Below are 14197 nucleotides of genomic sequence, written 5' to 3'. Positions count from 1 at the left end.
TTGAAAGATCGTCATGGCACGCCGTCGTCAGCTCTATGAAGGAAAAGCCAAGATCCTGTTCGAGGGACCTGAACCAGGGACACTCGTTCAGTATTTCAAGGACGATGCTTCTGCCGGAAACGGCGTGAAGAAGGGCATCATCACCGGCAAGGGCGTGCTGAACAATCGTATCAGCGAACACCTCATGCTGCGCCTGCATGAAATCGGTATTCCAACCCATTTTGTCCGTCGCCTCAACATGCGTGAACAGCTGATCCGTGAAGTCGAGATCATTCCGCTCGAAGTGGTGGTGCGCAATGTAGCTGCGGGTTCGATCGCCAAGCGCCTTGGCCTTGCGGAAGGCACGCGTCTGCCGCGCTCGATCCTGGAATATTACTACAAGAACGATGCGCTCAACGACCCGATGGTATCGGAAGAGCACGTTACGGCTTTCGGTTGGGCCAATGCGCAGGATCTCGACGAGATCAACGCTTATGCGCTGCGTACCAACGATTTTCTCACAGGCATGTTCCAGGGTATTGGCATCCAGCTTGTTGATTTCAAGCTCGAGTTTGGCCGGCTGTGGGAAAATGATGAGATGCGCATCGTTCTGGCCGATGAAATTTCTCCCGATAACTGTCGCCTGTGGGACACCAAGACGAGCGAGAAGCTCGACAAGGACCGTTTCCGCCGGGATATGGGACGTGTCGAGGAAGCCTATCAGGAAGTGGCTCGCCGCCTGGGCATCCTGCCCGAAGCAGGGAATGGCGATCTTAAAGGACCGGAGGTCATGCAATGAAAATTCGCGTCAATGTCATGCTGAAGGAAGGCGTGCTCGATCCCCAAGGTAAGGCCATCGGCCATGCTCTCGATGTGCTCGGTTTTGCCAATGTCGGTGAAGTGCGCGTCGGCAAGACCATTGAACTCGATCTGGCGACAGACGATCGTGCAGCGGCTCTTTCACAGGGCGAGGCTATGGCTCGTGAATTGCTGGCAAATCTTGTTATCGAGGATTTTGCAGTCGAGGTTGTTGGATGAGCCCGAAAAAAGCCCTCCTGACGGCAATGGCACTTGCATTGCCTATGGGCGCGTTTGCCGGTGTGGCGCAGGCCGATGAGCATCGTCTCTCTTCCATGCAGGCGGGGCGTTTCGGTCAGATCTGCTCCAAGCCGCAGGGCAAGGCGGTGTGTGATGCCTATATCACTGGCATGGCGGATTCTGGAGCGCTTTCCGCACTGAATGCGAAAAGCAATGGCGACGCAGCATCGACGGCAGGTTTCTGTGTTCCGGATGCCGAGACGACAGATGCCATGCGAGGCAAGGTTCTCTCCTGGCTCAAAGCTCATCAGGATGTTCTGAAATACCCGGTGGGCAAGTCAGTCTTTGCCGCGCTGCATGAAGCTTATCCATGCTCGGGGCAGGGGGGTAAATGATGAAAGCCGGTATTGTCGTCTTTCCGGGTACAAACCGTGAGCGCGATATGGAGCAGGCCCTGCGTCTGGTCAGTGGCAAAGCGCCGACCATGCTATGGCATCGCGACACGTTTTTGCCTGACCTCGATCTGATCGTGCTTCCCGGCGGGTTCAGTTTTGGCGATTATCTGCGTTCAGGCGCCATGGGAGCTCATTCGCCGATTTTGCGCGAGGTGCGCGCTTTCGCCGAACGTGGCGGTTATGTGCTGGGCGTTTGTAATGGCTTCCAGATTTTGACCGAAGCGCAGCTTCTGCCCGGCGCGCTTTTGCGCAATGCGGGTATGCGCTTCCTCTCGCAGGATGGCTATCTCCGCGTTGAGAACAACGACACGGCTTTTACCCGTGACTGGGCAAAGGGCGATGTCTTTCGGGCACCGCTTGCTCATGGTGATGGCAACTACACGGCAGCGGAAGACGAACTTGATCGTCTTGAGGGCGAGGGCCGCGTGGCCTTTCGCTATGTCTGCGCGAAGGGGGGGCTGGATGCAAAAAGCCGTATCAGCAACCCGAATGGCAGCCAGCGCTCCATTGCCGGTGTTCTGAGTGCCAATAAGCGTGTCTGCGGGCTGATGCCGCACCCTGAAAACCTGGTTGATCCCGACCTTGGTGCAACAGATGGCGTGCCACTGTTCTCGGGTCTGGTGAAGAGTCTCGTCGCATGAGCATGATCGTCAACGCTGAACTCGCCGCGCGCTTCGGTCTTTCCGCTGAGGAATACCAGAAGGTTCTCGACATCATGGGCCGTGTGCCAAGCCTGACCGAGCTTGGCATTTTTTCGGTCATGTGGTCTGAGCATTGCTCCTACAAATCGTCACGGGTCCATCTCAAGACGCTGCCGACAAAGGCTCCCTGGGTCATCCACGGTCCCGGCGAAAATGCCGGTGTGGTTGATATCGGAGACGGGCTTGCTGCTGTCTTCAAGATGGAGAGCCACAACCATCCGTCTTTCATCGAACCCTATCAGGGTGCAGCGACCGGGGTCGGTGGTATTCTGCGTGATGTGTTCACCATGGGGGCCCGTCCGGTCGCCAATCTGAACGCACTCCGCTTCGGCGACCCGTCGCTACCCGTTACGCAGCGCGTGATCGATGGTGTTGTGCGTGGTATTGGCGGCTACGGTAACTGCGTGGGCGTGCCGACGGTCGGTGGTGAGATCAATTTCCATCCGGCTTATAACGGTAACCCTCTGGTCAATGCCATGACGGTTGGCATTGCCTCTCAGGACAAGATCTTTCTCTCCGCAGCTGCCGGTATTGGTAATCCGGTGGTCTATGTCGGCTCCAAGACCGGTCGTGACGGCATTCATGGCGCCACCATGTCCTCGGCAGAATTCGACGAACATGCCGCCTCCAAGCGCCCGACGGTGCAGGTAGGTGACCCGTTCACCGAGAAGCTGCTGATCGAGGCCTGTCTCGAACTGATGGCAACCGACGCGATCGTGGCCATCCAGGACATGGGTGCTGCCGGTCTGACTTCGTCAGCGGTTGAAATGGCTGGTAAGGGCGGTGTGGGTATCGAGCTTGATCTCGACCATGTGCCGCAGCGCGAAACCGGCATGACCGCCTATGAAATGATGCTGTCCGAGAGCCAGGAGCGTATGCTCATGGTGCTCAAGCCCGACCGTACCGATGTGGCACGTGCCATTTTCGAGAAATGGGACCTCGATTTCGCGATCGTAGGCGTGCTTACCGACACGGCGCATATCACGGTCAAGCATCTGGCAAGGTCGAGGCGGATATTCCTCTTGCACCGCTGGCTGATGAGGCACCGCTTTATCATCGCCCGATGACCCATGCCGAACCACCGGCACGTCTCGGTACGGTAGCTGATCCGGCCGGTATCGAACATGCACTGCTTACTCTGCTGGGTTGCCCCGATCTCGCCTCGCGCGCCTGGGTATGGAACCAGTATGACAGTGGTGTCGGTGGTCAGACGGCGCGTCGTCCCGGTGCTGCCGATGCGGCCATTGTACGTGTGGAGGGAACGAAGCGCGGTCTGGCCATGACGACAGATTGTACGCCACGTTACTGTCAGGCTGATCCGCGTGCCGGTGGTGCGCAGGCAGTCGCTGAAGCATGGCGTAACATCACGGCAACAGGAGCTCTGCCTCTGGCCGTGACGGATAACCTGAATTTCGGCAATCCCGAGAAGCCGGAAATCATGGGTCAGTTCGCTGATGCTATCAAGGGCATGGGTGAAGCCTGCCGTGCGCTTGATTTCCCGGTCGTGAGCGGGAATGTGTCACTCTACAACCAGACAAGCCATCCGAGCGGACTGAGCCAGCCCATCCTGCCTACTCCGGCAATAGGCGCGATCGGTGTGATCGAGGACGTAACCAGGGCCATTGGTCTTGGTATGCCTGACCATGCCGAGCTGGTTCTGATTGGTGAGATCCGCGGTGAACTCGGCCAGTCACTCTGGCTGCGCGAAATCTGCCATCGTGAAGAGGGTGCGCCTCCGATCGTCGATCTCCATGCCGAGCGCCGTAACGGCGATTTTGTGCGGAGTATGATCGCGAAAGGCTGTGTCGAGGCCTGCCACGACATTGCCGATGGTGGCCTGCTTGTGGCTGTTGCCGAAATGGTCATGGCGAGCGGAGTTGGCTGCCATCTCGACAAGCCGCATTACGGGACGAGCTCCATGCCTATTACTTCGGTGAGGACCAGGCATGCTACGTGATCGCCACGAAGCATGCTGCCGCCCTGATCGATGCGGCGGAAAAGGCGCATGTTCCTGTGCGTCATCTGGGTCGTACCGGTGGTACCAGTCTGGTACTCAAGGATGGTATGTCGCTTTCAGCTGAACGTATGCGCGAAGTGAATGCTGAATTTTTCCCCAAGCTGATGGAGCGCTGATTTATGCCCATGAGTGCAGAGGAAATCGAACGCACAATCAAGGCAGCCCTGCCTGATGCTGTGATCGAGATACAGGACCTTGCCGGAGACGGCGATCATTACGCAGCAACCGTGACCAGCACCGCCTTTGCGGGGCTGCCACGAGTGCGTCAGCACAAGCTGGTTTATGACGCGTTTGGCGGGCGTATGGGAACAGAGCTTCACGCTTTGGCTCTCAAGACACAAATTCCCTGACAATCCAGACTTGCTGGGTCTATAATCAAGCATTATAGACCCAGTACGACTCTCGCGAACAGGAGCGAACCATGGCCGAAGTCATTTTCCAGCAAATTCAGCAGCTTATTGATGCAAATCCTGTCATGCTTTTCATGAAGGGTGACAAGCTGTTCCCGCAATGCGGTTTTTCGGCTCGAGTTGTTCAGATCCTCGGCCATATGGGCGTTGATTTCGAAACAGCCAATGTTCTGGCCAGCCCCGAAATCCGTCAGGGTATCAAGGATTTTTCCCAGTGGCCGACAGTGCCGCAGCTTTATGTCAAGGGCGAGTTTATTGGCGGTTGCGATATTGTAACTGACATGTTCCAGAGCGGTGAACTGGAGTCTCTCTTCGAAGAGAAGAATATCACCAAAAAAGTGGCCTGATTCTGCCTTAATCGCGCCATAAATAATGCGTTCTGCCATCGTTTTGACCTAAACTGTGGCAGGATTGCAACGCGGGATTTTCGACTGAAAAAATCTGCTTTAGGCCTCTTGTTGCGGTGCGTGTCTCCTGCCTAACCTCCCTCGGAACATCCAGAGGGAATAAAAAATGCGGCGTCTTTCGGTTCTCAAGCTCGTTACTTCTGTCGTTGCTGCTGGAGCCTCCTTTGCTTCACACAGTGCAAGTGCGAGAGAGATCACCGACTGGGAAGCCTCAAAGCTTACCCTTGATGCCCTGACCGCTACGCCTGTTTATCATCGTCCGGCAGCAAGCCATACGCATCGCAGCGTCACAATCCATCAGGCTGCTGCCCATCATGCAGCTATGCCCTCACGTCATTCTCTGGTTCATACAGTCGTGTACCATGCAAAGGCTCCTGTCAGCAGCAAGGCTCATCACGTTCGTCGCCACGGCTGATCAAAAGCGCCTCCCTGGTTCTTGGGGGGGAGAGAAATTTTCTTCCTGTCTCACTCGTTGCCGGTCTTCCGGAAACGAGGAGAAATCCCGCGTTTTCTGAAGCATCTAAAGAGCTCGCAGCACGTCTGCCAGCCAACGCATATGTCCTGATGAATCATGAAGAGCGACGTCGAAGCGTGTTTCGTTTCGCCGCCATGAAACTCTGGTCTGGACAAGGTAATCTGCAGCGCTCACCAGCCGTCTCTGTTGCGCAGGCGTGAGCGCAAAAGCCGCGTCATCAAGAGTGCGACGCTGCTTTACTTCAACGAAAATCAGGCGTGTCGCCGATGTGGCGACGATATCGATCTCGCCGCAGGGTGTCCTGCACCGTCTGGCCAGAATGATACAGCCTTTATCTACAAGATAATCGCAGCTTTTCTGTTCAGCTTCCAGCCCGGCAGCATAGGCGCTTCGGCCTTTATCCCGCCGGGTGAAAATCATGCGCTTCGTGACAGAAGTCGTGCCGCGTCTACGGCAAAATAGCTCAGTACACCGTTGCATCCGGCGCGTCTGAAGGCGAGAAGACTTTCAAGAATGGCCCGGTCGCGATCAAGCCAGCCATTCTGGATGGCTGCCATGAGCATCGCATATTCACCGGAAACCTGATAGGCAAAGGTCGGTACGGCAAAGCTGTCCCGAACCCGTCTGATGATATCAAGATAGGGCATGCCGGGCTTGACCATGACCATGTCGGCACCTTCCTGAAGGTCCTGAGCGACCTCTCTCAAGGCTTCGTCGGTGTTTGCCGGATCCATCTGGTAGGTTTTTTTGTCGCCTTTGAGCAAACCGCCTGAACCGAGCGCATCCCGGAATGGTCCGTAGAACGCGGATGCGTATTTGGCAGCATAGGACATGATCCGGGTGTTTTCGTATCCCGCCTCGTCGAGTGCCACTCTGATGGCGCCAATGCGTCCATCCATCATGTCGGAAGGAGCGATGATATCGACACCTGCAGCCGCCTGATTGACTGCCTGACGAGCCAGAAGCTGAACCGAGGCATCATTGACGACATAGTCGTTTTCTATCAGACCGTCGTGACCATGATCTGTATAGGGATCAAGCGCTACATCGCCGATCACGCCGAGATCAGGATAGAGTCGTTTGATCTCTCTTGTCGCACGGCACATCAGATTGTCGGGGTTTGTGGCTTCGCTGCCTCTTGCATCGCGTATGGCAGGTGGTGTGATCGGGAAAATCGCTACGGCCGGAATGCCCAGTGAAACAGCCTCAGCAAGATGATCCTCGAGCAGATCGACACTGACTCGTTCCACGCCTGGCATGGAGCCGACCTGGGTACGTATCTTCGAGCCGTCACAGACAAAGGTGGGCCAGATAAGATTATCGACTGTCAGAGTGGTTTCAGCGACCAGCCGGCGAGTGAACCCGTCAAAGCGGTTTCGGCGCGGACGGCTGAGCGGATAAGCACCGGTGATCATCGAGAGATATCCCCTGTTGTGAGTTTGCTTCTCTTGTATCCATAGGTGGCATAGACAACCAGCCCGGCTGCAAGCCACACGATCAGGCGTAACCAGGTCAGGTTATCGAGGGACATCATGACCAGACCACAGCTGATGATGCCGCAGACTGGCATGAGTAGGCCACCTGGCGCCTTGAATGCCCTGGGACGATCCGGTTCACGCAGACGAAGGATCAGCACACCCACACAGACAAGCACGAAAGCCAGCAGCGTACCGATCGAGGTCATGTTGCCCAGTACCGAGATTGGCACCAGCCCGGCGAGAAGGCATGTGACGACAAGAAAGATCAGATGAGAAAAAGCAGGGGCCCGGGTGCGTGGGCTCAATCGGCCGAAAACCGAGGGAAGGAGCCCGTCACGCGACATAGCGTAGAAAACACGCACCTGGCCCATCATGAGGCCCATCAACACCGAGATATATCCGAACAGGATGCTGAATTTCAGGGCTCCCTGGAGCCAGAACAGATGGGTAACGTCGATGGCGGTCGCAACAGGGCTGCCATCGTTTTCCATCTGGCGATAATCCACCACACCCGTCAGGACGAAGGCAAAGGCGATATAGATGATCGTGCAGATCACGAGACTGCCCAATATGCCAATGGGCATTGTGCGCTCGGGCTGTTTGGCCTCCTGTGCCGTTGTCGCAATGATATCAAAGCCAAGATAGGCAAAGAAGATCATCCCCGCAGCTCGCATGATCCCGGATAATCCGAAATGACCGAACTCCCCGGTATTGGGAGGGATGAAAGGCGTGTAATGCGCACTCTGTATATAGGGGGTGCAGAACAGGATGAAAGCACCGACCACGGCGAGTTTGAGCACCACCACAACAGCGTTGATACGCGTGGATTCGGTGATTCCTCGCAACAGGAGCATGACAATGAAGACGATTGCCGCCATGGCGGGCAGATTGATCCAGCCATGAGCCGTGGTGCCGTCTGCTAACGTCACCATTGTCATGGGTGAAGCCATCCACCTTGGATCGGGATGAAGATTCCATTGTCCAAGGATGGAAGCCAGATAGCTCGACCAGCTCGATGCCACGGCTGCGGCTCCGACTGTGTATTCCAGAACGAGATCCCAGCCGATTGTCCAGGCAACAAGCTCTCCAAGCGTTGCATAGGCATAGGAATACGCCGAGCCTGCCGTTGGAATCATGCTTGCCAGCTCGGCATAGCAGAAGGCTGCAAATCCGCAGGCAATTGCAGCTACAATGAAAGCGAGAATGACCGCAGGCCCCGCATTATGGGCGGCGGCGATGCCAGTCAATGAAAAGAGCCCGGCCCCGACAGTCGTTCCGACACCTAATGCAATCAGAGAGAACGGGCCGATCACACGCTTCATACCCTGTTCGGCGGAGGTGTCGGAGATACTGGCAATCGGTTTACGCCGCCACAGAGCGGCGAGGGGCTGGGCCATTCAGTCTTCCTCTAAAACGGGGTTATCCGTGCTAAACGGGTTGGCGGTGGGGGGAAATCTGGGATATTGGCGTTCGTGATACGCCATTTTATGCGTCCGCGCGCCCCCTCTGGGAGAGAAAAGAATGTCAATTCGCGAGAACATGTCTGCCCAGCACAATTTCTTTCATCGCGGTCTGAACGAGGCCGATCCCGAGGTTGCAGCAATCCTCAATGCAGAGCTGATACGTCAGCAGGACGGGATTGAACTGATCGCGTCCGAAAACATCACGTCTTTCGCCGTACTCGAAGCTCAGGGCTCGGTCCTGACCAACAAATATGCTGAAGGCCTGCCGGGCAAGCGCTATTATGGCGGCTGCGTCGATGTGGACCGTGTCGAAAATCTTGCGATTGAGCGCATCAAGGCACTGTTTGGTGTCGAGTTTGCCAATGTACAGCCGCATTCAGGCGCAAACGCCAATCAGGCCGCCTTCATGGCGCTTGGCAAGCCGGGTGATACCGTGCTCGGTATGAGCCTTGCTGCTGGTGGTCATCTGACTCATGGCGCAGCTCCGAACTATTCGGGCAAATGGTTCAATGCTGTTCAATACGGTGTGCGCGCTGAGGATGGCACACTGGATTATGAGGAAATGGAGCGTCTTGCACGCGAGCATAAACCGACGATCATCGTTGCCGGTGGCTCTGCCTATCCACGTCATATCGACTTTGCGCGCTTCCGTCGCATCGCTGACGAGGTTGGGGCCTATCTCATGGTCGATATGGCCCATTTTGCCGGACTGGTTGCTGCAGGTCTGTTTCCGAGTCCTGTGCCTCACGCCCATATCGTGACCAGCACCACCCACAAAACCCTGCGCGGCCCACGCGGCGGAATTGTACTGACCAATGATCCGGACATTGCCAGGAAAGTAAACTCGGCTGTGTTCCCTGGTCTTCAGGGTGGTCCGCTCATGCATGTCATTGCAGGAAAGGCTGTTGCCTTTGGCGAAGCTCAGGGAGAAAAATTCAGGGCCTACCAGACAGCCGTTGCAGAAAATGCGCGCGTTCTGGCTGAAGAACTCGTTGCCCGTGGTTTCGACATTGTGACCGGCGGTACCGATTGCCATCTCGTACTCGTCGATCTGCGTCCGAAAAAGGTTACCGGCAAGATTGCCGAAGCGGCTCTCGAACGGGCCGGTATCACCGCCAACAAGAATGCCATTCCCTTTGATCCCGAGAAGCCTTTCGTTACTTCCGGTATTCGTCTCGGCAGCCCGGCAGCGACGTCACGTGGCTTTGGCAAGGAAGAATTCCGTACGATTGCGCGCATGATCGATGAGGTTCTGAGTGCATTCGGTACGGATCAGCAGGATGCAGTCGAAGAACGCGTGCACGAAGAGGTCAAGACACTCTGCCGTCGTTTTCCGATCTATGATGTCGCCTATCCGGGCGCCTGAAAAACAGGGTAAATCACAGGCGTTCTTCTTACAGACGCCGTGCCAGACGCACGGCGAGCTGACCCCGTCTGACGCAGAGATTGGGCATGATGAGAACGCAGTGATCGTAAGGCGTAAAGATTTCGTCATCGCCATCCGTGGCGATGACGGTACCGGCTGATTCGATAATATGTCCTCCCTTGTACGGTCTGGTGAAGGCAAAGCTGGCACTGCGCGCAACAATATTGTCTGTCACTGTGGCATGACAGGTCAGGCCATGCTCTGCTCGTGAGGTATCGAAATAGAGATGGGCTGCTTTTTCAACAAACAGCCTGATCACTCTGATGCTGGTCTCGACTGTTTCCTGCTGCCAGTGCTGTCCTGCTTCAAGAAGAACGCTTCCCCGGCTTTTGCCAGGACTGATGAAACGTTCATGTTCGATCAGTCGCGATCCTCCCATATGTCCCAAATCGGTCAGAGTCAGGAATTGTGTGTCCTCACGTGAGGAGAGCATCTCTGCGAGCGCAATGCTGCTTCTGGTTGAAGGCGAGATATAAAGCGGCGTCGAATCCCATAGCATGGAGTGCAGATCGAGCAGCAGGTCGGTACGCTGGATGATCGGCAACAGTTCCAGAGCGCGTTCCATCTCGCTGGAACCGGATGGCTGATGGAGACGGTCTGCTGACCAGACCCGGTTAAGGTCTTCGCTGATAAAACGTGACGCTGTCGGATTATTCGGCTGAAAATGCCTGAAGGCGTTTATGTTGGCGAATACAAATCGCATCACGCCGCAAATTGGACGAATATCTTCCCGCAGAAGCCGGTCCATGGCCAAGGCACCTGCGAACTCATTCCCGTGGATCAGTGATACAACCGTAATTTCCGGCCCCGGCCGACCGCTATCGCGTTCGATAACCCCGGCAATACCGTTATTGCCATTCTCCCATGGAGTGAGATCGGGAGGGTCGATAAAAACAGGAAAATCAGGTAAACGGCGGGGTGAGGCAAGAACAGGCGATAGACGCTGTCGTTTCTTGCGTATCGGGTGATGATCGCGTGGTGAAGCCCCACAGCTCATGAGGCAAGGCACACCTGACGGATAAGACGTTTGATCATGGTATCGCAGCGTTCCAGCTGGTCGCGTTCGATCCACTCATCCGGCTTATGAGCCTGGGCAATATCACCTGGACCGCAAACGATCGTCGGCAGTCCAGCCTGTTGATAGATTCCGGCCTCTGTACCGTAGGAAACATAGCCCGAGCTGTTCTTGCCGGTAATCTGCTGGAGCAGGGAAACGAGTGGCGATTGCGCATCAAGGGCGAGGGGAGGAAGATCGACAAGTGCTGAGTAGCTCAGGCCGCATTCTGCTCCTGATGCACGCAATGCCTCATCAATAGGGGCGAGGCGGTGGCGTATACCTGCAAAAATGGTCTCGTTGTTCTCGCCCGGGACAGCACGCCATTCCACCTCGAAACTTGCCTGCTCCGGTACGATGTTGAGAATGCTGCCCCCTTGAGCCAGTCCAACCTGAAGAGTTGTATGTTCTGGCTGAAAACCGCTGACATAAGGACCTTTGCGTTCGAATTCGTCAGCCATGTCTGCAAGAGCAGAAATAGCGCGGCCCATGGCATGCAGCGCATTGGCGCCAAGCGCAGGTTGCGATGAATGCGCGGGCCGCCCCCTGATATCGACACGGATGGTGAACCGCCCCTTATGGGCTATGACCGGAGAGAGCTGCGTTGGTTCACCGATAACGCACATATCGGGCATCAGCTGACGCGATTTTACATCCTCGATCAGATAGCGTGCCCCATTGCAGGTAATTTCCTCATCAAAGGTGAAAAAGAGGTGCAGCGGCTTTTGCAGCGTCTGTGCCTTGACAGAAGGAATGGCCGCCAGCATTGCCGCGACAAAACCTTTCATATCGGCAGCACCACGAGCATACAGCTTCCCATTGAACTCGGTCAGGGTGAAAGGATTACGTGACCACTCCTGTCCTTCAACGGGGACACAATCCATGTGGCCAGACAAAGCCAGTCCACCTCTTTCCTGTGGCCCGAGAATGGCGTGCAGGTTCACTTGCCGTCTTCGGGACCATGACTGCGTGTGTGGGATACGCCATGCATATCAAGCCAGGACTCGATCCACTCGACCAGCGCCACATTTGCGTTGCGGCTTGTTGTATCGAACGAAACGAGTTTCTCCAGTATCGCGACGGTATCCATCTGTTCGGCCTTGGAAAGGATCATAACGAGGAGTTTAGACCCCTGTTATGACAAATCTCAAGGCCCGATCCGCTCAGGAAACAACGCTGATACGGTAGCCAATCTCTTTCTCTATCGCCCTTAGCAAAACGCGCTCGTCCCGTGTGCAGAAGGCAAGGGCAGCCCCTCTCTTTCCGGCGCGAGCGGTACGACCGATACGATGTACGTAGGTCTCAGCTTTTTCGGGAAGATCGTAATTGATGACCAATGCGACATCATCAATATCGAGCCCGCGCGCGGCGACATCGGTTGTAAGCAGGATCTGGCTCTGCCTTCCCGCAAGGAATCAACGGCCTTCTGTCTCGCGCCCTGGGCCAGATCCCCGTGCAGGACCGCTATTGACAACCCTGCCTTGCGAAGATGTTTCCCTGTCTGATCGACTGAGGCTTTCGTGCGTAGAAACACGATCTGACGGCCTTTTGTTTCGGTGCATATCTGGGTGAGAGTCGCCAGTTTCTCTTCGGCCTCGACGAACATGGCGCGTTGTTTGATCCGGCGCGGTGTTACAGTCTGGCTGGCAAATTCCAGCGTGACAGGCTTGTAAAGGAGACGGTTTGCCAGAGCTCGTCCTGCAGGTGGCAATGTTGCAGAGCAGAGCATGGCCTGGCGCTGATCAGGAAGATGAGGAATGATCTCGTCCATGGCTGTGAGAAAATCCTCATCAAGCATCTGGTCGACTTCATCAATCACAAGCAGGGTTGTGGCATCCAGCCGGCATGCACCGCTCATAAGCAGATCGATCAGACGGCCCGGGGTGGCAACGGCAATATCGACCCCCTCAGCCAGAGCATCAATCTGGGCGTCCTTGGGCAGGCCACCGCAGAGCAGGCGCGTTCGGAAGGCAAGGCGTCGGCCTATCTGACGACAGACCCCGGCGATCTGTGTCACGAGTTCACGTGTTGGCGCGAGAATCAGCACTCTCGGTGCGCCGGGTTCACGGGAGGCCTTTGATGCCAGAAGGTGCTGAAAAGCCGGTGCTGCATAGGCAGCCGTTTTGCCTGATCCTGTCTGGGCAATCAGAAGCACATCCTTGCCATTCAGTACCTCTGGCCAGACGCGGTTCTGCACATCATTGGGTTTCTCAATGCCGATCTGCTTTAGTCCGGCGATGATCAGAGGGTCAAAATTGGCGGTTATGGTCGAGGGAGCATCAGTCATGGCTGCTTCTTGCCAAAGTTCTGCGAGTGAAGGAATTGTTCAGTTATGAGTGTAGCCATCATTGCTGAAGATTTTGCCGGAATGCGCGCCCAGGCGAGCGGTCTGGTCGAACGTGCCGGACTTGACTGGCACTTTCATCCTGTTCGGATCGAAGGGGTCTGGCGGCGTATTCCCACACGGTTCTGCCCTGATCCCCTCCGGGCCACGTCGCCGATCATGCTGCCTTCTGGCACCGATATGCTAGTGAGTGTGGGAGGCACTGGTGGCGCTGTCGCTGCGGCACTGCGAAAGAAGACGGGCCTCAGGCTCGTCCAGATCCAGAATCCGCGCATGGCAGCCGACCGTTTTGATCTGATCATAGCTAATGTGCATGACTTCATCTCGGGAGATAATATCATATCGCTCCGTACGGCCCTCCATGGTGTGACTAGATCGAAGCTCGATCTGGCCCGAATGCAATGGCAGGCCCGTCTCTCAGTGCCGGGCAAGGCCCTGCTTAGCGTGCTGATCGGCGGAGCCAATGGTCGTTTCAGCTTCGGGGTTCGAGAGGCGGAAATACTGGCGGCACAGCTGATTGCGATCATGAACAATGCTCCGGTCTCTGTTGCCATGACACCATCCCGGCGTACTGACCCCGGGGCTTTGCAGACACTCAAAGATCGCCTTGCATCCTGTCCGGTCCGAATATGGGACGGGGAGGGGGAAAACCCCTATCACGGGCTGCTCGCCTGTGCGGATGCGATAGCTGTGACGACCGACAGCGTTTCGATGATCTCCGAAGCTTCGGCCACCGATGTTCCCGTGATGATTATCGATCTTCCTGGCAGGTCACGCCGGATTTCAGCCTTTGTGGCTGCATTGGCCCAAGCCGATCGCGTGAGACCTTTCAGGGGCGAATGGGCACCATGGCCAGTTACGGCGCTTGACGATACCGGCAGAGGGCAGATGAGATGATTCGGCGTTTCGCACTCCGGTAAGGGGAGCGGGGTCCGCAACGAAGAAACGGG

General features: G+C 56.1%; 15 protein-coding genes and 2 pseudogenes. 10 read left to right on the top strand and 7 right to left on the bottom strand.

From position 1 onward, the window contains the following. Positions 1 to 13 precede the first annotated feature (13 nt). The 8 genes and pseudogenes from purC (at position 14) to JCM25354_RS18580 (ending at position 5422) form a co-directional block, all read left to right on the top strand. Positions 14 to 778 (top strand): phosphoribosylaminoimidazolesuccinocarboxamide synthase, encoded by a 765-nt coding sequence (purC, locus tag JCM25354_RS11800; protein WP_025886165.1) that lies wholly within the window; start codon positions 14 to 16, stop codon positions 776 to 778. After that, positions 775 to 1017, top strand: a complete 243-nt coding sequence (gene purS / locus JCM25354_RS11795; RefSeq protein WP_025886164.1) for a phosphoribosylformylglycinamidine synthase subunit PurS — start codon at positions 775 to 777, stop codon at positions 1015 to 1017. Before purC ends, purS begins: the two co-directional genes overlap by 4 nt. Then, positions 1014 to 1412: a Rap1a/Tai family immunity protein gene (locus JCM25354_RS11790; RefSeq protein ID WP_025886163.1), complete on the top strand. Its 399-nt coding sequence runs from the start codon at positions 1014 to 1016 to the stop codon at positions 1410 to 1412. Before purS ends, JCM25354_RS11790 begins: the two co-directional genes overlap by 4 nt. Then, positions 1412 to 2113, top strand: coding sequence for a phosphoribosylformylglycinamidine synthase subunit PurQ (gene purQ, locus JCM25354_RS11785; RefSeq protein ID WP_025886162.1), 702 nt, complete (start codon positions 1412 to 1414; stop codon positions 2111 to 2113). The genes JCM25354_RS11790 and purQ overlap by 1 nt, the downstream gene beginning before the upstream one ends. Further along, a pseudogene (gene purL, locus JCM25354_RS18585) lies at positions 2110 to 4306 on the top strand (phosphoribosylformylglycinamidine synthase subunit PurL). The gene purQ and the pseudogene purL overlap by 4 nt, the downstream one beginning before the upstream one ends. 3 nt (positions 4307 to 4309) lie before the next feature. Further along, the gene (locus tag JCM25354_RS11775) at positions 4310 to 4540 is read left to right on the top strand and encodes a BolA/IbaG family iron-sulfur metabolism protein (protein WP_025886161.1); all 231 of its coding nucleotides are present in this window, start codon (positions 4310 to 4312) and stop codon (positions 4538 to 4540) included. 71 nt (positions 4541 to 4611) lie between these two features. Next, the gene (gene grxD, locus JCM25354_RS11770; RefSeq protein ID WP_025886160.1) at positions 4612 to 4947 is read left to right on the top strand and encodes a Grx4 family monothiol glutaredoxin; all 336 of its coding nucleotides are present in this window, start codon (positions 4612 to 4614) and stop codon (positions 4945 to 4947) included. Positions 4948 to 5113: 166 nt separating this feature from the next. Beyond that, the gene (locus JCM25354_RS18580) at positions 5114 to 5422 is read left to right on the top strand and encodes a hypothetical protein (RefSeq protein WP_025886159.1); all 309 of its coding nucleotides are present in this window, start codon (positions 5114 to 5116) and stop codon (positions 5420 to 5422) included. A gap of 105 nt (positions 5423 to 5527) precedes the next feature. On the opposite strand, the gene JCM25354_RS11760 is transcribed toward JCM25354_RS18580, so the two are convergent. The 3 genes from JCM25354_RS11760 to JCM25354_RS11750 are packed head-to-tail and all read right to left on the bottom strand — an operon-like array spanning position 5528 to position 8357. After that, positions 5528 to 5902 (bottom strand): YraN family protein, encoded by a 375-nt coding sequence (locus tag JCM25354_RS11760; RefSeq protein WP_025886158.1) that lies wholly within the window; start codon positions 5900 to 5902, stop codon positions 5528 to 5530. Continuing rightward, positions 5899 to 6897: a porphobilinogen synthase gene (gene hemB, locus JCM25354_RS11755; protein WP_025886157.1), complete on the bottom strand. Its 999-nt coding sequence runs from the start codon at positions 6895 to 6897 to the stop codon at positions 5899 to 5901. The genes JCM25354_RS11760 and hemB overlap by 4 nt, the downstream gene beginning before the upstream one ends. After that, entirely contained in the window at positions 6894 to 8357 is a 1464-nt protein-coding gene (locus tag JCM25354_RS11750) for an APC family permease (RefSeq protein WP_025886156.1), read from the bottom strand. The genes hemB and JCM25354_RS11750 overlap by 4 nt, the downstream gene beginning before the upstream one ends. Before the next feature lie 124 nt (positions 8358 to 8481). Here JCM25354_RS11750 and glyA point away from each other — a divergent pair, with 124 nt between their 5' ends. Further along, the gene (gene glyA, locus JCM25354_RS11745) at positions 8482 to 9789 is read left to right on the top strand and encodes a serine hydroxymethyltransferase (RefSeq protein WP_025886155.1); all 1308 of its coding nucleotides are present in this window, start codon (positions 8482 to 8484) and stop codon (positions 9787 to 9789) included. Positions 9790 to 9817: 28 nt separating this feature from the next. On the opposite strand, the gene JCM25354_RS11740 is transcribed toward glyA, so the two are convergent. The 4 genes and pseudogenes from JCM25354_RS11740 to JCM25354_RS18570 all read right to left on the bottom strand — a co-directional run bounded on the left by JCM25354_RS11740 (position 9818) and on the right by JCM25354_RS18570 (position 13190). Further along, positions 9818 to 10846 carry a M14 family metallopeptidase gene (locus JCM25354_RS11740; protein WP_025886154.1) on the bottom strand — a complete coding sequence of 343 codons (1029 nt, stop codon included), beginning with the start codon at positions 10844 to 10846 and terminating at the stop codon, positions 9818 to 9820. Then, complete coding sequence (gene argE / locus JCM25354_RS18575) at positions 10843 to 11847, bottom strand: acetylornithine deacetylase (RefSeq protein ID WP_243444047.1); 1005 nt, start codon at positions 11845 to 11847, stop codon at positions 10843 to 10845. Before argE ends, JCM25354_RS11740 begins: the two co-directional genes overlap by 4 nt. Further along, a complete protein-coding gene (locus JCM25354_RS22645) occupies positions 11844 to 11993 on the bottom strand; it encodes a hypothetical protein (protein WP_243444046.1) in 150 nt (49 codons plus the stop codon). Before JCM25354_RS22645 ends, argE begins: the two co-directional genes overlap by 4 nt. Positions 11994 to 12066: 73 nt before the next feature. After that, positions 12067 to 13190, bottom strand: a pseudogene (locus JCM25354_RS18570) (DEAD/DEAH box helicase). A 45-nt stretch (positions 13191 to 13235) separates the two neighbouring features. Between JCM25354_RS18570 and JCM25354_RS11725 the strand changes: the two are divergent. Next, entirely contained in the window at positions 13236 to 14144 is a 909-nt protein-coding gene (locus tag JCM25354_RS11725) for a mitochondrial fission ELM1 family protein (protein WP_025886153.1), read from the top strand. Positions 14145 to 14197 lie beyond the last annotated feature (53 nt).

Source organism: Asaia prunellae JCM 25354, from assembly GCF_000613885.1.
In the GTDB taxonomy this organism is placed as follows: Bacteria; Pseudomonadota; Alphaproteobacteria; order Acetobacterales; family Acetobacteraceae; genus Asaia; species Asaia prunellae.
The sequence above is the reverse complement of the archived record's forward strand: the minus strand, read 5'-3'. Positions and strand labels throughout refer to the sequence as shown.